Below are 17,411 nucleotides of genomic sequence, written 5' to 3'. Positions count from 1 at the left end.
GCCGTCGACCACTACCGCACCCTCAGCCAAACCAACCCCGCCGCCCACCTCCCCGACCTCGCCGGCTCACTGAACAACCTCTCCGTCCACCAGAGGGGGACCGGGGACCGACAGGCAGCACTGGCCTCGGTCACCGAAGCCGTCGACCACTACCGCACCCTCACCCAAGCCAACCCCGCCGCCCACCTCCCCGACCTCGCGTTGTCCCTGAACAACCTCTCCATCCACCAGAGCGAGACCGGAGACCGACAGGCAGCACTGGCCTCGATCACCGAAGCCGTCGACCACCACCGCACCCTCACCCAAACCAACCCCGCCGCCCACCTCCCCGACCTCGCCGGCTCACTGCACACCCTCTCCAACCGGCAGGGTGAGGCGGGGGACCGACAGGCAGCACTGGCCTCGATCACCGAAGCCGTCGACCACTACCGCACCCTCACCCAAGCCAACCCCGCCGCCCACCTCCCCGACCTCGCGTTGTCCCTGAACAACCTCTCCAACCGGCAGAGCGAGACCGGAGACCGACAGGCAGCACTGGCCTCGATCACCGAAGCCGTCGACCACCACCGCACCCTCACCCAAGCCAACCCCGCCGCCCACCTCCCCGACCTAGCCATGTCCCTGAACAACCTCTCCAACCACCAGAGCGGGACCGGGGACCGACAGGCAGCACTGGCCTCGATCACCGAAGCCGTCAACCACTACCGCACCCTCACCCAAGCCAACCCCGCCGCCCACCTCCCCGACCTCGCGTTGTCCCTGAACAACCTCTCCAACCGGCAGAGCGAGACCGGAGACCGACAGGCAGCACTGGCCTCGATCACCGAAGCCGTCGACCACCACCGCACCCTCACCCAAGCCAACCCCGCCGCCCACCTCCCCGACCTCGCGTTGTCCCTGAACAACCTCTCCAACCACCAGAGCGGGACCGGGGACCGACAGGCAGCACTGGCCTCGATCACCGAAGCCGTCGACCACTACCGCACCCTCACCCAAGCCAACCCCGCCGCCCACCTCCCCAACCTCGCCATGTCCCTGAACAACCTCTCCAACCACCAGAGCGGGACCGGGGACCGACAGGCAGCACTGGCCTCGATCACCGAAGCCGTCAACCACTACCGCACCCTCACCCAAGCCAACCCCGCCGCCCACCTCCCCGACCTCGCCGGCTCACTGAACAACCTCTCCAACCGGCAGAGCGAGACCGGAGACCGACAGGCAGCACTGACCTCGATCACCGAAGCCGTCGAAATCCGCCGCACCCTCACCCAAGCCAACCCCGCCGCCCACCTCCCCGACCTCGCGTTGTCCCTGAACAACCTCTCCAACCACCAGAGCGAGACCGGGGACCGGCAGGCAGCACTGGCCTCGGTCACCGAAGCCGTCGACCACTACCGCACCCTCACCCAAGCCAACCCCGCCGCCCACCTCCCCGACCTCGCCATGTCCCTGAACAATCTCTCCAACCGGCAGAGCGAGAAGGACGCCGTCTGTGCTGACTGGGACGAGTCCATCACCGGCCTGGCATTCAGCCCACTCGCCCAAGCGGAACTTCGGTCTCACTACGCCGCGTACCTCGCCGTACACGCAGACTCCGGTCTCGCTGTCGAACAACTCGTCAAGGCGGCGCTGGCCTGCTCTGACGGATCCCCGTCCTCCCTGAGCCGAGCCCGGCAGCAGGTGCGGGCCACCGTTACAGGTCTCGGCATCCAAGACACGCGGCTTCCTGACTGGGCCGTCGACCCGCTGCCCGACGATGTCCTGGAACTTCTCGACCAGTGGGCCCAGGCCACCGACTGGCCCACCTCCGAGGCATTCCTGCACGCGCATGCCGATCAGCTTCGGCGAGCGGACTTCCGCCATCACCTGGAAGTGGCTGCTGCTCTCTTCCCCGAGGACCAAGCCATCGACGAACTGACAGACATGATCAGCCAGGTCGATGCCGAGGGCCTTGACGTCATCCTGGACTGGGGACGCCGAATTCACGAAGTACGCCGACTGGTCCATGAATGGAACGCAACTCTCACCTGGCAGGAGTCCAAAGACTTCCTCGACGCGCACGGCAGCCAGCTGCGCACCCCCGAAGTCCAGGCCCTGCTCGCTGAAGCCAACGCGCCCGTCGAGCGCGCGCACCTCGCCATCCTCCAGCTCACCGAAACCCTTCGCCTCGACGAGGTCTACGAGATCGTCACCGACCAGGACGCCGCGACCGAACGCGCCTTCACCGCCGTCGAACAGGCAGATCTCCCGCTCCTGGGACGCATCCTGACCGCCCGCCCAGACCTGGTCACCGGCATCACCGGCGCCTTCTTCGCCACTGTTTTCGCCGTAGCCACCAACGAAACCGACGAGGCCCGCCAACTGGCCCAAGCGATCGCCGAACACGCCACCGAAACCCAACGCCGCGCCTACGCGATCCGCCTCCGCACCCTCGCCCGCCGCGCCCCCGAACTCACCACCGCAGCCGAACTGGCCGACCTCATCCACCCCTGACGCACGAACCCCCCGGCACACACCGCACGGGTGCCGAGGGGCAGTTCGAGCCGAGTCGCCAAGGCGAATCGAGGCGAGTCACCGCATCACGAAGACGCCGCATTCTCCTTAACCGTGATCTTGCCCTTACGAATCGTCGCCACCCTCGGCGCCTTCTTAGCGATCGCCGAGTCATGGGTCACCATGATGAAAGTCAGCCCCAGCTCCTTCCACATGCGCTCCAGGACCTCCATGATCTCGTCGCGCATGCCCTCGTCGAGGTTGCCGGTCGGCTCGTCGGCCAGCAGGACCTTCGGCTGCTTTACCAGCGCCCGTGCAATCGCGACGCGCTGCTGCTGGCCGCCGGACATCTCGGACGGCAAATGTCCCAACCGCTCCCCCAGACCCACCGACTTCAGCGCCTCCGCCGCCCGCTCCCGCCTTTCCTTGACCTTGACGCCCAGCGGGACCAGCGCCGTCTCGACGTTCTCCTGGGCCGTGAGCGTCGGGATCAGGTTGAAGGACTGGAAGACGAAGCCGATGTTCTCGCTGCGGACCTTCGTCAGCTTGGCCTCGGAGAGCTTCGCGAGGTCGGTGCCGTCCAGGACGACCTCGCCCTCGGAGGGGCGGTCCAGGCCGCCGAGCATCTGGAGCAGGGTGGACTTGCCGCCGCCGGTGGGGCCCTGGATGACCAGACGGTCGCCGTCGGCGATGGTCAGGTCGACGCCGTCCAGGGCGTGGACGATGTCCTTGCCCCGGGTGTAGCGCTTGGTGACGCCCTTCAGTTCGTACATGGTGACTCCTGCGAGGGTTCGGGGTGGTGCGCGATGGTGTTCGACTGCTGGTGCGTTGGGGCTGGTCGCGCAGTTCCCCGCGCCCCTGAGGTCGGCTCGCTTGCCGTGCTCGACTACTCGACCCGCCGCAGCGCGTCCGCCGGCCGCAGCCTCGACGCCCGCCAGCCGCCGAAGGCACCGGCGATCAGGCCGCCCGCCACCGCCAGGCCCACCGCGATGGCCACCGTCGTCACGCTGACCGGTGCCGTGAGGGCCACGTCGAGGGTCTTGGAGGCCGCGCGGCCGGGGCCGCCGAAGCCGCCGCCACCGCCGCCGGGGCCGCCCTGGCCCATGCCGCCGCCACCGCCACCGCCGCCGCCCAGGGAGGCTTCCAGGGTGGGGCTGACGGCCGTCACGGCGTACGCGCCGGCGAGGCCGAGAGCGATGCCGAGGGCGCCGCCGAGGAGGCCGTTGACCATGGCCTCGCCGATGACCTGGCCGGTGACCCGGCGAGACTTCCAGCCGAGGGCCTTGAGGGTGCCGAACTCGCGGACGCGGCGCGAGACCGCGGAGGAGGTCAGCAGGCCGGCGACCAGGAAGGCCGCGACGAGGACGGCGATGGACAGCCACTTGCCGACGTTGGTGGCGAGGGAGGACGCCGTGGAGAGGGAGCCGGAGACGGTGTCGGCGAGGTCGGCGGAGGTCGTCACGGTCGTACCCGAGACGTTCTTCTGGATCGCCGACTTGACGCTGTCGATCTTCTGCGAGTCGGTCGCCTTGACGTAGATCGTGGTGACCTTGTTCTTCGAGTCGCTGATCGTCTGGGCCTGCGTCAGCGGGATGTAGACGTTGGCGGCGGAGTCGCCGCTGTCGGCCGTGGCGACGCCGACCACCTTGAACTTGACGCTCTTGATGGTGACGGTCGAACCGACCTTGAGCTTCTTCTCCTTGGCGTACGCCGAGTCGATGATCGCGACCTTGGCGTTCGTCTCCGCGGTCTTGAAGGTACGGCCGCTGGTGATCTTGGAGGAGGTCAGCGGGCCGAGGTCGGGCTGGGCGACGTCGGTGCCGAAGACGGAGTAGTTGTTGACGTCGAAGTTGGCGCCGCCGCCCTGGACTTCACCCTGCGGCTGGCCACCGCCCTGACCGCCGCCCTGGCCTCCGCCGTTGCCGCCCTGCTGGCCGCCGTTGCCGTTCTGCTGGAACTGGCCGCGGGTGAACTGGCCGCTGACCTTGATGACCTGGAGGCTCAGTCCGCCGACCGCGTCCGCGACGCCGCTCTGCTTGCCGACCTTGGAGACGGTGGTGGTCGCGAGGGTCTGGAAGCCCTGGACCATGACCCGGTCGGTGCTCTGCTCCTCGTCGGAGTCGTTGTCCTGCGCGTCGAACTGGAAGCGCGGGCGGTCCGAGGCGCTCGCGGTGGGCGAGGCGGCCTTGGTGACCGTCATGTCCGTACCCAGGCCGTACAGGCTCTGCAGGACCTTGTCCTGGGCCTTCCCCATGCCGGAGGACACGGAGGAGACCACGATGACCAGCGCGATGCCCAGCGCGAGTCCGGAGGCGACGACGAGGGCCGCCTTTCTGCGGCGGCGCAGCTCGCGCCTCAGATAGGTGAAGAACATGCGCCGCAAGGTAGGTACGGCGCGTGATGACTGCATAAGGCAGAAATAAGAGAATGATGAGAAGGCTGTGGTTGACCCCGGAAACAGCGATGCCGCCCCTGGGGGCGGCATCCTGAAACTGTGGGCTGACCAGGGATCAGACGGCCGAGCCGGCCTTCCACTGGGCCCAGTCCATGTTCCAGCCGTTGAGGCCGTTGTCCGGGGACACCGTCTTGTCGCCGGTGTTCTTGACGACCACGACGTCACCGATGATCGAGTTGTTGTAGAACCACGCGGCCGGCGTGCTCGCGTCGTTGGCGCCCTTGGTGTCGGAGAGGCCCACGCAGCCGTGGCTGGTGTTCACCGCGCCGAAGATCGACTTGGCGCCCCAGTAGTTGCCGTGCACGAAGGTGCCGGAGGTCGTCAGGCGCATGGCGTGCGGGACGTCCTTGATGTCGTACTCGCCCTTGCCGTCGGAGTCGGTGAAGCCGACCGTCGCGCCGTTCATCCGGGTCTCCTTGAACTTCTCGGAGATCACCATCTGGCCTTCGTACGTCTTGTTGTCGGGCGAACCGGCCGAGATCGGGATGGTCTTGACGACCTTGCCGTCCTGCGTGACCTGCATCTGCTTGGTCTGCGCGTCGACGGTGGTGACCTGGTTGCGGCCGATCTTGAAGGTGACCGTCTTCTGCTGGACGCCGACGACACCGTTGGCAGCCTCGACACCGTCGAGCGCCAGCTTCAGCGTGACGGTGGAGTTCTCCTTCCAGTAGTCCTCGGGACGGCAGTCCATGCGGACGGTGGAGAACCAGTGGCAGACGACCTCCTGGCCGCTGCTGGAGGTGACGGTGATGCCCTTCTGCACGTCCGCCTTGTTGGTGATCTCCTTGTTGAAGTTGATCGAGACGGGCATGCCGACGCCGACGGTCGAGCCGTCCTCGGGCGTGAAGTTGGCTATGAAGCTGTTGTCCGGGGAGACCGTGGTGAAGGACGCGTTCTCGTGGGCCTCCAGGCCCTTGGAGTCCTTCGCGCTGGCGGCGACCTTGTAGGTGGTCGAGCGCTCCAGCTGGGCGTTCGGCTTCCAGCTGGTCTTGTCGGCGGAGAGCGTGCCCTCGACGGCGGTGCCCTCGGCGGTGGTCATCGTCACCTCGGTGAGCGTGCCCTTGCTCACCGTGACGGCCGCCGAGTTGTTGATGGAGGCGTTGTTCGAGCCGTCCGCGGGTGTGATCTTGATCTGTGCCGCGGAGGACTTCTTCGCCGCCGCCTCGTCGGCCTTGGCCTGAGAGGAGCTGTCCTTGCCGTCCGAGGCGCTGCTGTCGCCGCTGGAACACGCGGTCAGCATCAGCACACCGCCGAGCAGTGCGGACGCCGTCGTCAGAGCTCGGCGCCGCCTACTGTCCGTCATCACACGCTTCTCCATCGTTGCCGATTCCCTGAAACCCCGAGAGTCCCCGTTAAAGAACTTAAACGCTGCGACCGGTTGGCCCCGTTCCACATTCTCGGAATGTGTGGGGCACGCCACGTCCATGGGGACGGGTGGTGCGGTGGTCGGTCCGTGCGTCCAGTGAGACGACGAAACCCCGGGGGGCGGTTGCTGTCCGGGGCAGGTGATTCCCCGGGGCGCTCAGCGGGCGCCGGTGCCGGTGCCGGCTTCCTCGCCGTCGCCTTCGCCGTCGTCGCCGCCATCGCCGTCATCGCCGTACTCGTCCTCGTCATCATCCTCATAAGGACCCCACTCAGGCGAGCCCGGGTCGTAGTCGATCTGTTCCGTGGACCAGGAGGCCTGCTGGAGTTCCACCCCGGGCACCTCGCTGACCAGGTCGAACGGATCCACGAGATACGCGATCGCCTCGGCGGTGTCTTCCGTCACAGCGCTCCGGGCATGGACGCGCTCGGCGTCCGGAAGTTCGGGATCGTCCTCGATCCGCCCGACCGCCGCCGAAGTCAGCTCGTCCGGGTCGTGCACCTCGACCACGAGATCAACCCGAACCCGCACAAAACGTGATGTCTTCTCCGTGCTCATGCCCGGAGCGTACGGCTCACAGCTCCCGCAACTTTCCCGCGACCCGCGCCTTTCACTAGCATCGGGTCCCAGGGCCAATTCGCCAGCGCCACAAGGGGATCGATATCCGGTGTCATCCGCTCGCCGTCCGTTGCTGACCGCCACCGCCGCGGGCACCCTGCTGGGCGCCCTGTGGTTCGTCCCGTCCGCCAACGCGACCCAGGACACCGCGGCCAGAACAGAGACGACGACGCAGGTCACAGCCCAGGCGCGGGCCACGTCCACGACCACGGTGACGAACGCGACCACCGCGTCGACCGCCGCGTCGACCGCCTCGACCACGTCCGACGACGGGACCCGGCTCGCCGACACCGGAAGCTTCGACACCACCCCGTACGTGATCGGCGGAACCACCCTGCTCGCGCTGGGCGCCGGTTTCGTCGTCTATTCGGTTCGCCGGGAACGCCTGGATTTTTGAATTAACTTGACTGTTCTTTGACAGGCGTTTCATAGTCCGACGCATGAAGAGAACATCGGGGGCGCGGCTCTGCTCCACCGCCGCGATCGGCGCACTGTCACTCGCCCTGCTCACGGGCTGCTCGTCGGACGACGGGTCGAAGAAGGGCTCCGGGGACTCCAAGGGGTCCTCGTCCTCGTCGTCGTCCTCGTCGTCCGGTTCGGACGCGAAGGCGCTGGCCTCGGCCGAGCTGGAGAAGCTGTTGCTCGCGCAGGGTGACGTCAAGGGCTACAAGGTGGCCGACGGGGACGACACGCTCCCCAAGTCCAAGTCGGTCGTGAAGACGGACAAGGCGGCGTGCGACCCGCTGGCCTGGGCCACGGGCGGGCTCGCGCCGGGTGACACGGACGCGAACGTCAGCAACTCCGTCTCCACGGACAAGGCTTCGGACGCGCCGACCTCGCTGGACGACGCAGGCGAGGCCGACATCGAGGGCGCCTTCGACATCGACATGACGTTCGTGGGTCTGTCCTCGTACGACGGTGACGGCGCCGAGAAGGCCATGAAGGCCGTGTCCGACGGTGTGACGGCCTGCGCCGGCGGCTACGCCCTCAAGGCCGAGGGCGAGACATCGAAGGTCACCAAGGTCGCCACGGACAAGGGCACGGGCGGCGGTGACGAGGCCGTGGCGTTCTCCGAGGTCGTCGACATGGACGGCGAGGGCACGGCCACGTTCCACGCCGAGGTGATCCGCAAGGGCAACACCGTGGCCACGTTCTACACGGTCAACTTCGCCGCGTTCGGCGACGGAGGCGACATGGGCCCGGTCCCGGCGGCCGTGATCACGGCCCAGCTCGGCAAGCTCAAGTAACCCGCAGACGCCACGCGCAGCACATCGGGCCCTGCCGTCACGTGCGCACGTCCGTACGGAGTGACGGCAGGGCCCGATCGCGTTACCTCAGCGGCCCCGTGACGGTCTCCGCAGCCGCGAGCAGCCGCCCCTCGCGCACGAACGTGTCCGCCGCCGCGAGGTCGGGCGCCAGGAACCGGTCGGGACCGGGCCCCTCGACCCCGGCCTTGCGTACGGCGTCGAGGACCGCGCGGGTCGCGGGCGCCGGGGTGAGCCCCTCGCGCAGTTCGATGCCGCGGGTGGCCGCGTACAGCTCGACGGCGATCACGCGGGTCAGGTTGTCGACGGCCGTGCGCAGCTTGCGCGCCGCCGACCAGCCCATCGAGACGTGGTCCTCCTGCATCGCGGAGGACGGGATCGAGTCCGCCGAGGCCGGTACGGCGAGCCGCTTCAGCTCGGCGACCAGCGCGGCCTGCGTGTACTGGGCGATCATCAGCCCGGAGTCGACACCGGCGTCGTCGGCGAGGAACGGCGGCAGACCGTGGCTGCGGTTCTTGTCCAGCAGCCGGTCGGTGCGCCGCTCGGCGATGGAGGCGAGGTCGGCGACGGCGATGGCGAGGAAGTCGAGGACGTAGGCCACGGGGGCGCCGTGGAAGTTGCCGTTGGACTCGACCCGGCCGTCGGGCAGGACGACGGGGTTGTCGACCGCCGACGCCAGCTCACGCTCGGCGACCAGGCGGGCGTGGGCCATCGTGTCGCGTCCGGCGCCGGCGACCTGCGGGGCGCAGCGCACCGAGTAGGCGTCCTGGACGCGGGGGGCGTCGTCCTGGTGGTGTCCGGTCAGCTCGGAGCCGGTGAGGACGGCGAGCATGTTGGCGGCGGAGTCGCCCTGGCCGGGGTGCGGGCGGATGGCGTGCAGCTCGGGCGCGAGGACCCTGTCGGTGCCGAGCAGCGCCTCCAGGCTGAGGGCGGCGGTGATGTCGGCGGACTTGTAGAGCCGGTCCAGGTCGGCGAGGGCCATGATCAGCATGCCGAGCATGCCGTCGGTGCCGTTGAGGAGGGCGAGGCCCTCCTTCTCGCGCAGTTCGACCGGGTCGATGCCGGCCTCGGCGAGCAGTTCGGCGGCGGGGCGCACGGTTCCGTCCGGGCCCTCCGCCTCGCCCTCGCCCATCAGCGTGAGGGCGCAGTGGGAGAGCGGGGCGAGGTCGCCGGAGCAGCCGAGGGAGCCGTACTCGTGGACGACGGGGGTGATGCCGGCGTTCAGGATGTCGGCCATGGTCTGCGCGACCTCGGGCCGCACGCCCGTGTGGCCGGAGCAGACGGTCTTCAGGCGCAGGAACATCAGGGCGCGGACGACCTCGCGCTCGACGCGCGGGCCCATGCCGGCGGCGTGCGAGCGGACGATGTTCCGCTGGAGCTGCGCGCGCAGCTCCTGGCTGATGTGCCGGGTGGCGAGGGCGCCGAACCCGGTGGAGACGCCGTAGACCGGGTCGGGCTTGGCCGCGAGCGCGTCCACGATCCCGCGGGCCGCCGCGAGGGCCGCGACCGCCTCCCCGGAGAGCTCGACGCGGGCGCCGCCGCGCGCCACGGCGAGTACGTCGGACGCGGTGACCCCGGACGTCCCCACCACCACAGTGTGCATATCCATATTCAGGAGCGTACGCAGTGAAGACGAAGATGTCACCAGTGGGTGCGTGGTTCACCCCTTACCGAATACGTCACAGTGCCCGCGCGGCCGGGTTCAGGGGCGGCCCCGGAAGCTGCGCCGCTCGGCCGCGGGCCGCTCCCGCGGGGGCTCGTCGGCCAGGCGTACGACGGGATCGTCCGGGCCCTCGCGGCCCGCGACGACCGGCCGGGCGGCCCGTACGGCCTTGGCACGGTACTGGGCGGCGTCCGCGAGCCGGAAGAGCCGGCGGGCGGTGCGCACCGGCCCGATGGGGTCCTCGGTGGAGGCGACCCCGCAGGCCACGCCCTCGCCCAGCTCCAGCTCCCCGGCCCGGCGGCACAGTTCGCCCGCCACCCGCACCACGTCGTCGGCGCCCGGCCCGGCGGCGAGCAGACAGAACTCGTCCCCGCCGAGCCGGGCGGCCAGCGCCCCCGGCAGCATGGCCCCGCACAGCGACAGCACCGACCCGAACCGCTCCAGCAGCCGGTCCCCCACGGCGTGCCCCAGGGTGTCGTTGACCCGCTTGAGCCCGTTGAGGTCGCAGACCACCAGACTCACCACGGTCCCCCGCGCCCGGTGCTGCTCGACCGCCTCCTCCAGGCGTACGTCGACGGCGCGGCGGTTGGCGAGACCGGTGAGGGCGTCGGTGAAGGCGAGCCGACGGGCCTCCTCCAGCCGCTCGGTCTGGGCGAGCCCGGCGGCGACGACGGCCGCGAGGACCGTCGCGAAGTCGGCGTCGGCGCGGTCGAAGACGGGGGTGCCGGCGGAGCGGGCGACATACAGCTCGCCCCAGGCGCGGCCGTGCAGCACGATCGGCGCGACGACGCACGAGCCGCGGCCCCGGCGGCGCAGGGCGGCCACGCGCTGATGGCAGTACCCGGGCCGCCGGCCCTCGGCGAGCCCTTCCGCGGTCTCCACCCAGGCGTTGGGCTCGCCGCCGCCGGACACCCAGCGCTCGTGCAGGAACTCGGTGATCTCGGGGAACTGGTGCACCGGGTAGGCCTCGGCCTCGGGAAACTCGTCCTCGTCGGCCGCCCGGTCCCCCACGTTCACCAGGACCCGCAGCCGCCCCAGGTCCCGCTCCCACACCGACAGCGCGGCGAACCCACCGGCCAGGGCGCGGCACGCCCCGATCGCCGCCGCCCGCCACGACTCCCGGGGCGTGTGCGCGGCGGCCATCCCCTGCGCGAGCGCCACGACGGCCGCGAGGCGTCTGTCCTCACCCATTGCCCCAGGTTAGGGATATTTACTACAAAACGGGATACGGAAGGGCACTAGGAGTGACGGGTGCGCAGTGCGGGGCACGATGTGCGCTCCCCGGCGCGGTGTTCACTCCCCCGGCCACCGGGCCGCGCGCTTCTCGTTGAACGCGGCGACGCCCTCCGCCCTGTCCCCCGAGAACGCCGTGGTCCGCCAGGCGGCGTCCTCGACCTCCAGCCCCGCCCGCAGATCCAGCCCGTGCCCGAGGCGCAGCGCCCGCTTGGCGGCCCGCAGCCCCACCGGTGAGTTCGCCGCGATCCTCGCGGCCAGGAGCAGCGCCTCCTCCCGGTCCCGCCCCTCCTCCACCAGCACGTCCACCAGGCCCAGCTCCCGCGCCTCCCCGGCCTCCACCCGCCGCGCCGTGAAGATCAGCTCGGCGGCCCGCGCCGCGCCCACACGGCGCGGCAGCAACTGAGTACCTCCCCCTCCCGGGATCACCCCCACCGACACCTCCGGCAGCCCGACCACGGCCGTGGGGTCGGCGACGATCACATCGCAGGCGAGGGCCAGCTCGTACCCGCCGCCCAGGGCGAAGCCGTGCACCGCGGCGACCGTCGGCACCGGCAGCTCCAGCACCCCGGTGTACGCCCCGCGGGTGACCGGCCGCTGGCGGCGCAGGTCGTCGTCGGTGAAGGAGTTGCGCTCCTTGAGGTCGGCGCCTACGCAGAACGCCCGCTCGTGCGTCGAGGTGAGCACGACGACCCGTACGTCCCGGTCCTCCCCCAGCGCCGCGCACGCCCCGCCGAGGGACCGGGCCATCTCGGTGGACACGGCGTTCATGGCCTTGGGCCGGTCGAGCACCAGCTCCGCGACATGTCCTCCGTCCCCGTGCCGCCGCACCCGTACGAACTCCCCGAACCGTTCCTCGCCCATGACGTCCTCCAAGGCCATCGAGTTAACGACGGTTAACACCGCGCACCGCTCGATCATCGCAGGCCCGCCCGCCGGAGGAAAGGGCCGACCCGGGCGCGGGGGCGCCCACCCGTTCGAGTGACATCTCACCCAAGTCGTCCCCGACCGCCCAAGGGAGCGCATAACGTGCGTCCGCCCCGGCGCAGTGGGGGCGCGACCGCAGCGGGAGGGAACGCGATGGCCGGCACGGCGGTGGACGACACACAGGGGGAGACCGGTCGGCTCTGGGCGGCGCCGCGCGGCCGGCACCGACGGCCGCGGCCCCGCAAGGTGCTGTTCGCCGCGGGCGGCCTGGCACTGGCCGCCGGGGTGCTGAGCCTGGTGAGGCTGTCGTCCGGTCCGAGCGGGGTCACCGGGATCGGCACCGCGGAGGCGGAACCGCACGTGGAGCCGCCGGTCACCCGTGCCGGCTCCGGCAGCGGCACGGACCGTACCGCCGGCACAGGGGCCACCGTCGCGCCCACCCCGACCGCGCCCTCCCCGATGGGCGGGGCGAGCGCCGAGCCGGCACCCGAGGTCAGCCTGGTCCCCGGCACCCCGGGCACGCCCACGTCGGTCGCCCTCACCCCGAGTGCGTCCTACGTCCCGGCGCACACCCCGGCCCCCGCGCCGACCCGCGGCACCACGCCCCGGCCCACTCCGCCACCGCCCCGGGCCCCGGCACCGACGGCCACCGCCACCCCGGCCCCGCCGACCCGCCAGCCGGGCGTGTGCGTCCCGGTCGTGGGCCTGTGCGTGAACGCGCTGAACGTGCCGTCCGGACTGTGACTCCCCGGAGGTCAGCAGCCGGAAGTCAACCGCCGGAAGCCAGCCACCAGGGCTCAGTCACCCGGGGCCTGCGACCCGAGGCCGACCACCCGGAGCAAGCCACCAGAGGTCAGCAACCCGAGGCCGACCACCCGGAGCGAACCGCCCGAACTCAGCCGCCGGAGGGCAGCCACCGGAGGCCTGCGGCCCGGGGCCGACCACCCGGAGCAAGCCGCCCGAACTCAGCCGCCAGAGGTCAGCCACCGGAGGCCAGCCGCCAGAGGTCAGCCACCTGAGGTCAGCCGCCAGAGGCCTGCGGCCCGGGGCCGACCACCCGGAGCAAGCCGCCCGGACTCAGCCACCGGAAGTCAACCGCCCGGGCCTGCGGCCCGAGGCCGACCACCCGGAGCGAACCGCCCGAACAAAGCCGCCGGAAGTCAGCCACCGGAGGTCAGCCACCCGAGGCCTGCGACCCGAGGCAGACCACCCGGAGCAAGCCACCCGGAGTGAGGTGTCCGGAGTCAGCTGTCCGCAGTTCGTCACCCGGGGTCGGGCACCGGGTCCGGGCGGCGGCTGAGGAGCCAGGGTTCGACCACGCCGAGGCCGCGGACCGGGCGCTGCCACATCGGCTGGAGCGCGAAGCGGTACTTCGGCGGCTCCTCGCCCTCCTTCTCCGCCGCCGCGGCCGCCTCGGCGGCCTCCGCCTCCGAGGCCGGCGCGTCCCCGGTGCGGATCAGCTCCTCGGCGAACGCGCTGTCCACCAGCACGGCGTCGCGCGGCGCTATCGACGTCAGCCGGGACGCCAGGTTCACCGTCGTACCGAAGACATCGCCCATCCGGGTCGTGACCGTGCCGAACGCCATGCCGACGCGCAGCTCGGGCATCGTCTCGTCGTTGCTCATCGTCTCGACCAGCAGCAACGCGATGTCGGCCGCGGTGCCCGCGTCGTCCGCGGCGTACAGCACCTCGTCGCCGAGGGTCTTGATCAGCCGTCCGCCGCGGGCCGCCACCAGGTCGGCGGAGGTGGTCTCGAACGCCTCGACCAGCTCGCCGAGCTCCTCCTCCTCCATCCGGCGGGTCAGCCGGGTGAAGCCGACCAGATCGGCGAAGCAGACGGCGAGCCGCCGGTCCACCATCTCCTCGTCGTCCGCGGCCTGCACGACCCGGCCGGCCGAGGCGGCGAGCTGGCGCCGCCAGACGTAGACGAGGAACTCCTCCAGCTCGGGCAGCAGCAGCTCGACGATGGGGTACGTGACCTCGGTGCGGGTCATCCCGGGCTCGGGCGGCTCGGTCAGGCCCTCCAGGAAGGAGTCGATCTGCCACTCCGCCAACCGGGCGGTGGTCTGGCCGGTCGACCGCGCCACCTGCACCGCCATCGCCTCGCTCAGCAGCCCCGCCTCGACCAGACCGGCCAGCCGGCGCAGCGCCAGCACGTCGGCCTCGGTGAGCGCCTTGGCCTGCCCGATGTCGGCGAAGCCCATCGCCCGCCAGAAACGGGACGCCAGCTCCATGGAGACGCCGGCGCTGCGGGCCGCCTGGAACGGGGTGTAGCGCCGCTCGGCGCCGAGGATGAGCCCTTCGAGGCGCAGGGCGAGCGGGTTGCCCTCGTCGGGATCGTCGGAGCCCGTGTCGTCGACGGTCACGCCTGCTGCCCTTCCGATCTTCCGCGGTCAGGTATCGACCGGCCTCAACTCTACGGCAGTGTGCGGTAGCTCACGCCCGTGGAGCCGACGGTAAGTCCCCTTGACGGGAGCGGCACCCGGCGTCCGGCGTTTTTCCCTCACGCGGGCCTCAGATGCACGATGTCCCCCGCCCCCACCGGCTCCTGCACCCCGTCCCCCGTGGCGATCACCAGGCGGCCGTCGCCGTCCACGGCCACCGCCTCGCCCACCACCGAGCGGTCCCCCGGCAGCTCGGCCCGTACCTCGCGCCCCAGGGTCGCGCAGCCCGCCGCGTACGCCTCCTGGAGTCCGCTCGCCGCCGGGTCGCCGCCGGCCGCCCGCCAGCGGCCGTACCACTCCTCCAGCGACCTCAGGACGGCCCGCAGCAGCGGGTCGCGGTCCGTGTTCACCGCGCCGGCCAGCGCCAGCGAGCCCGCCTGCGGGACCGGCAGTTCGTCCGCGCGCAGGCTGACGTTGATGCCGACGCCGACGACCACGCCGTCCTCGCCGGCCCGCTCGGCGAGGATCCCGCCCGCCTTGCGCTCCTCTCCCCCCACGGTCACCAGCAGATCGTTGGGCCACTTGAGTGCCGTGTCCACGCCCGCCGCACGCGCCAGGCCGGTGGCGACGGCCACGCCGGTGAGCAGCGGCAGCCAGCCCCAGCGGGCGACGGGGACCTCGGCCGGCCGCAGCAGCACGGAGAAGAACAGGCCGGAGCGCGCGGGCGCCGTCCACTGCCGGTCCAGGCGTCCGCGCCCGGAGGTCTGCTCCTCGGCCACCAGCACGGCACCCTCGGCCGCCTTCCCGGCCACGGCGCGGGCCACGAGGTCGGAGTTGGTGGACCCGGTGCGCTGGACGACCTCCAGGTCCCCGTAGAAGCCGCCGTCACGGGCCAGCGCCCGGCGCAGGGAGGCGGCGTTGAGGGGCGGCCGGTCCAGGTCGGACCAGCGGCTGCCGTTCGGGTCTGAGGCATCTCGGGGCGTCATGCAAGCCACCCTAGGTGTGTGAAACGCCGCACTGCTGATTGGTAGGCGCACCACTACTCTACGGATGAGTAACCGTCCCCCCTTTTGAGCAGGCAGGGAGCCGCATCCCGATGTCCGAGCCGGAAGAGATCGACATCCACACCACCGCGGGCAAGCTCGCGGATCTTCAGCGCCGGATCGAGGAGGCGACGCACGCCGGCTCCGCACGCGCCGTGGAGAAGCAGCACGCCAAGGGCAAGCTGACGGCCCGTGAGCGCATCGAACTCCTCCTCGACGAGGGATCGTTCGTCGAGCTCGACGAGTTCACCCGCCACCGCTCCACCAACTTCGGCCTGGAGAAGAACCGCCCGTACGGAGACGGCGTCGTCACCGGCTACGGCACGGTCGACGGCCGCCCGGTGGCCGTGTTCTCCCAGGACTTCACCGTCTTCGGCGGCGCGCTGGGCGAGGTCTACGGCCAGAAGATCGTCAAGGTGATGGACTTCGCGCTGAAGACGGGCTGCCCGGTCATCGGCATCAACGACTCCGGCGGCGCCCGTATCCAGGAGGGGGTGGCCTCCCTCGGCGCGTACGGCGAGATCTTCCGCCGCAACACGCACGCGTCCGGGGTCATCCCGCAGATCAGCCTGGTCGTCGGTCCCTGCGCCGGCGGGGCCGTCTACTCCCCGGCGATCACCGACTTCACCGTGATGGTCGACCAGACGTCCCACATGTTCATCACCGGCCCGGACGTCATCAAGACGGTCACCGGCGAGGACGTCGGCTTCGAGGAGCTCGGCGGGGCCAGGACCCACAACTCCGTGTCCGGCGTGGCCCACCACATGGCGGGGGACGAGAAGGACGCGATCGAGTACATCAAGCAGCTGCTGTCGTACCTGCCGTCCAACAACCTCTCCGAGGCCCCGGTCTTCCCCGAGGAGGCGGACCTCGCGGTCACCGACGAGGACCTGGAGCTGGACACCCTCGTCCCGGACAGCGCCAACCAGCCGTACGACATGCACACGGTGATCGAACACGTCCTGGACGACGCCGAGTTCTTCGAGACGCAGCCGCTGTTCGCGCCGAACATCCTCACCGGCTACGGCCGCGTCGAGGGGCACCCGGTCGGGATCGTCGCCAACCAGCCGATGCAGTTCGCCGGCTGTCTCGACATCAAGGCGTCCGAGAAGGCCGCCCGCTTCGTGCGCACCTGCGACGCCTTCAACATCCCGGTGCTCACCTTCGTCGACGTCCCCGGCTTCCTGCCCGGCGTCGACCAGGAGCACGACGGCATCATCCGCCGCGGCGCCAAGCTGATCTACGCCTACGCCGAGGCCACCGTCCCGCTCATCACCGTCATCACCCGCAAGGCCTTCGGCGGCGCGTACGACGTCATGGGCTCCAAGCACCTGGGCGCCGACCTCAACCTCGCCTGGCCTACCGCCCAGATCGCCGTCATGGGCGCCCAGGGCGCGGTCAACATCCTGCACCGCCGCACCATCGCCGAGGCGGCGGCGGCCGGTGAGGATCTGGACGCGGTGCGCGCCCGGCTGATCCAGGAGTACGAGGACACCCTCCTCAACCCGTACATCGCGGCCGAGCGCGGGTACGTCGACTCCGTGATCATGCCGTCCGACACCCGGCGCCACATCGTCCGCGGTCTGCGTCAACTGCGCACCAAGCGGGAATCCCTGCCCCCGAAGAAGCACGGCAACATCCCCCTGTAAGGAGCCGCTGTGACGATCAAGGTCGTACGGGGCAACCCGACCCCCGAGGAGCTGGCCGCCGCCCTGGCGGTGGTCCGAGCCCGCGCCGCGGCGGCGGCAGCCGCACCGCCCGGCGCGGAGGGCCCGAGAGACGCGTGGTCCGACCCGGCGAGGATCGCGGGCCACCGCGTCCCCCAGCCGGGCCAGGCATCCTGGACCCGCACCTACTGGCCGGCGTGACGGAAGATCTTTCAGGGGCGCGGGGCCGCATCACTGTGCGGCTCGCCGCGTGAGCGCACAGAAGGACAACCCAGGGCACCGAAATAAGTACCCCTACTC

14 protein-coding genes and 1 pseudogene are annotated in these 17,411 nt (G+C 70.8%); 6 read left to right on the top strand and 9 right to left on the bottom strand.

All coding sequences use genetic code 11. From position 1 onward, the window contains the following. Positions 1 to 2,493: pseudogene (locus ABZ490_RS32080) on the top strand (hypothetical protein); the annotation flags it as partial. Positions 2,494 to 2,579: 86 nt separating this feature from the next. Here ABZ490_RS32080 and ABZ490_RS32075 read toward each other — a convergent pair. The 4 genes from ABZ490_RS32075 to ABZ490_RS32060 all read right to left on the bottom strand — a co-directional run bounded on the left by ABZ490_RS32075 (position 2,580) and on the right by ABZ490_RS32060 (position 6,869). Next, a complete protein-coding gene (locus tag ABZ490_RS32075; protein ID WP_358997755.1) occupies positions 2,580 to 3,266 on the bottom strand; it encodes an ABC transporter ATP-binding protein in 687 nt (228 codons plus the stop codon). A 113-nt stretch (positions 3,267 to 3,379) separates the two neighbouring features. After that, entirely contained in the window at positions 3,380 to 4,867 is a 1,488-nt protein-coding gene (locus tag ABZ490_RS32070; RefSeq protein WP_358997752.1) for an ABC transporter permease, read from the bottom strand. Between the two features lie 136 nt (positions 4,868 to 5,003). Then, positions 5,004 to 6,266: an Ig-like domain-containing protein gene (locus ABZ490_RS32065; protein WP_358997749.1), complete on the bottom strand. Its 1,263-nt coding sequence runs from the start codon at positions 6,264 to 6,266 to the stop codon at positions 5,004 to 5,006. Between the two features lie 204 nt (positions 6,267 to 6,470). Then, positions 6,471 to 6,869, bottom strand: a complete 399-nt coding sequence (locus ABZ490_RS32060) for a hypothetical protein (RefSeq protein ID WP_358997746.1) — start codon at positions 6,867 to 6,869, stop codon at positions 6,471 to 6,473. 109 nt (positions 6,870 to 6,978) lie between these two features. Here ABZ490_RS32060 and ABZ490_RS32055 point away from each other — a divergent pair, with 109 nt between their 5' ends. Then, positions 6,979 to 7,326 carry an LPXTG cell wall anchor domain-containing protein gene (locus ABZ490_RS32055; protein WP_358997743.1) on the top strand — a complete coding sequence of 116 codons (348 nt, stop codon included), beginning with the start codon at positions 6,979 to 6,981 and terminating at the stop codon, positions 7,324 to 7,326. 43 nt (positions 7,327 to 7,369) lie between these two features. After that, positions 7,370 to 8,176, top strand: coding sequence for a hypothetical protein (locus ABZ490_RS32050; RefSeq protein ID WP_358997740.1), 807 nt, complete (start codon positions 7,370 to 7,372; stop codon positions 8,174 to 8,176). Positions 8,177 to 8,258: 82 nt separating this feature from the next. On the opposite strand, the gene hutH is transcribed toward ABZ490_RS32050, so the two are convergent. From hutH to ABZ490_RS32035, 3 genes are all read right to left on the bottom strand, one after another. Beyond that, positions 8,259 to 9,797 carry a histidine ammonia-lyase gene (hutH, locus tag ABZ490_RS32045; RefSeq protein WP_358997795.1) on the bottom strand — a complete coding sequence of 513 codons (1,539 nt, stop codon included), beginning with the start codon at positions 9,795 to 9,797 and terminating at the stop codon, positions 8,259 to 8,261. Positions 9,798 to 9,896: 99 nt separating this feature from the next. Then, positions 9,897 to 11,048, bottom strand: coding sequence for a GGDEF domain-containing protein (locus ABZ490_RS32040; protein WP_358997737.1), 1,152 nt, complete (start codon positions 11,046 to 11,048; stop codon positions 9,897 to 9,899). Positions 11,049 to 11,150: 102 nt separating this feature from the next. Next, positions 11,151 to 11,954 (bottom strand): enoyl-CoA hydratase-related protein, encoded by an 804-nt coding sequence (locus tag ABZ490_RS32035; RefSeq protein WP_358997792.1) that lies wholly within the window; start codon positions 11,952 to 11,954, stop codon positions 11,151 to 11,153. Between the two features lie 216 nt (positions 11,955 to 12,170). Between ABZ490_RS32035 and ABZ490_RS32030 the strand changes: the two genes are divergently transcribed. Next, entirely contained in the window at positions 12,171 to 12,761 is a 591-nt protein-coding gene (locus tag ABZ490_RS32030) for a hypothetical protein (protein WP_358997734.1), read from the top strand. A 518-nt stretch (positions 12,762 to 13,279) separates the two neighbouring features. Here the strand turns inward: ABZ490_RS32030 and ABZ490_RS32025 are convergent. Then, positions 13,280 to 14,383: an adenylate/guanylate cyclase domain-containing protein gene (locus tag ABZ490_RS32025; protein ID WP_358997731.1), complete on the bottom strand. Its 1,104-nt coding sequence runs from the start codon at positions 14,381 to 14,383 to the stop codon at positions 13,280 to 13,282. Positions 14,384 to 14,520: 137 nt separating this feature from the next. After that, positions 14,521 to 15,387 (bottom strand): biotin--[acetyl-CoA-carboxylase] ligase, encoded by an 867-nt coding sequence (locus ABZ490_RS32020; RefSeq protein ID WP_358997728.1) that lies wholly within the window; start codon positions 15,385 to 15,387, stop codon positions 14,521 to 14,523. Positions 15,388 to 15,497: 110 nt separating this feature from the next. On the opposite strand from ABZ490_RS32020, the gene ABZ490_RS32015 reads away from it, so the two are divergent. Next, positions 15,498 to 17,093: an acyl-CoA carboxylase subunit beta gene (locus tag ABZ490_RS32015; protein ID WP_358997724.1), complete on the top strand. Its 1,596-nt coding sequence runs from the start codon at positions 15,498 to 15,500 to the stop codon at positions 17,091 to 17,093. 9 nt (positions 17,094 to 17,102) lie between these two features. Further along, on the top strand, positions 17,103 to 17,312 hold the full coding sequence (locus ABZ490_RS32010) for an acyl-CoA carboxylase epsilon subunit (RefSeq protein ID WP_358997721.1): 210 nt from the start codon (positions 17,103 to 17,105) through the stop codon (positions 17,310 to 17,312). The last annotated feature ends 99 nt before the right edge of the window (positions 17,313 to 17,411 follow it).

This window comes from Streptomyces sp. NPDC005811 (assembly GCF_040630405.1).
Taxonomy (GTDB): Bacteria; Actinomycetota; Actinomycetes; order Streptomycetales; family Streptomycetaceae; genus Streptomyces.
The sequence above is the reverse complement of the archived record's forward strand: the minus strand, read 5'-3'. Positions and strand labels throughout refer to the sequence as shown.

Coding starts and splice junctions, on each gene's coding strand:
- ABZ490_RS32075 (WP_358997755.1), bottom strand. CDS start 3,266: ATGTACGAACTGAAGGGCGTCACCAAGCGCTACACCCGGGGCAAGGAC.
- ABZ490_RS32070 (WP_358997752.1), bottom strand. CDS start 4,867: ATGTTCTTCACCTATCTGAGGCGCGAGCTGCGCCGCCGCAGAAAGGCG.
- ABZ490_RS32065 (WP_358997749.1), bottom strand. CDS start 6,266: ATGGAGAAGCGTGTGATGACGGACAGTAGGCGGCGCCGAGCTCTGACG.
- ABZ490_RS32060 (WP_358997746.1), bottom strand. CDS start 6,869: ATGAGCACGGAGAAGACATCACGTTTTGTGCGGGTTCGGGTTGATCTC.
- ABZ490_RS32050 (WP_358997740.1), top strand. CDS start 7,370: ATGAAGAGAACATCGGGGGCGCGGCTCTGCTCCACCGCCGCGATCGGC.
- hutH (WP_358997795.1), bottom strand. CDS start 9,797: ATGCACACTGTGGTGGTGGGGACGTCCGGGGTCACCGCGTCCGACGTA.
- ABZ490_RS32040 (WP_358997737.1), bottom strand. CDS start 11,048: ATGGGTGAGGACAGACGCCTCGCGGCCGTCGTGGCGCTCGCGCAGGGG.
- ABZ490_RS32035 (WP_358997792.1), bottom strand. CDS start 11,954: ATGGGCGAGGAACGGTTCGGGGAGTTCGTACGGGTGCGGCGGCACGGG.
- ABZ490_RS32030 (WP_358997734.1), top strand. CDS start 12,171: ATGGCCGGCACGGCGGTGGACGACACACAGGGGGAGACCGGTCGGCTC.
- ABZ490_RS32020 (WP_358997728.1), bottom strand. CDS start 15,387: ATGACGCCCCGAGATGCCTCAGACCCGAACGGCAGCCGCTGGTCCGAC.
- ABZ490_RS32015 (WP_358997724.1), top strand. CDS start 15,498: ATGTCCGAGCCGGAAGAGATCGACATCCACACCACCGCGGGCAAGCTC.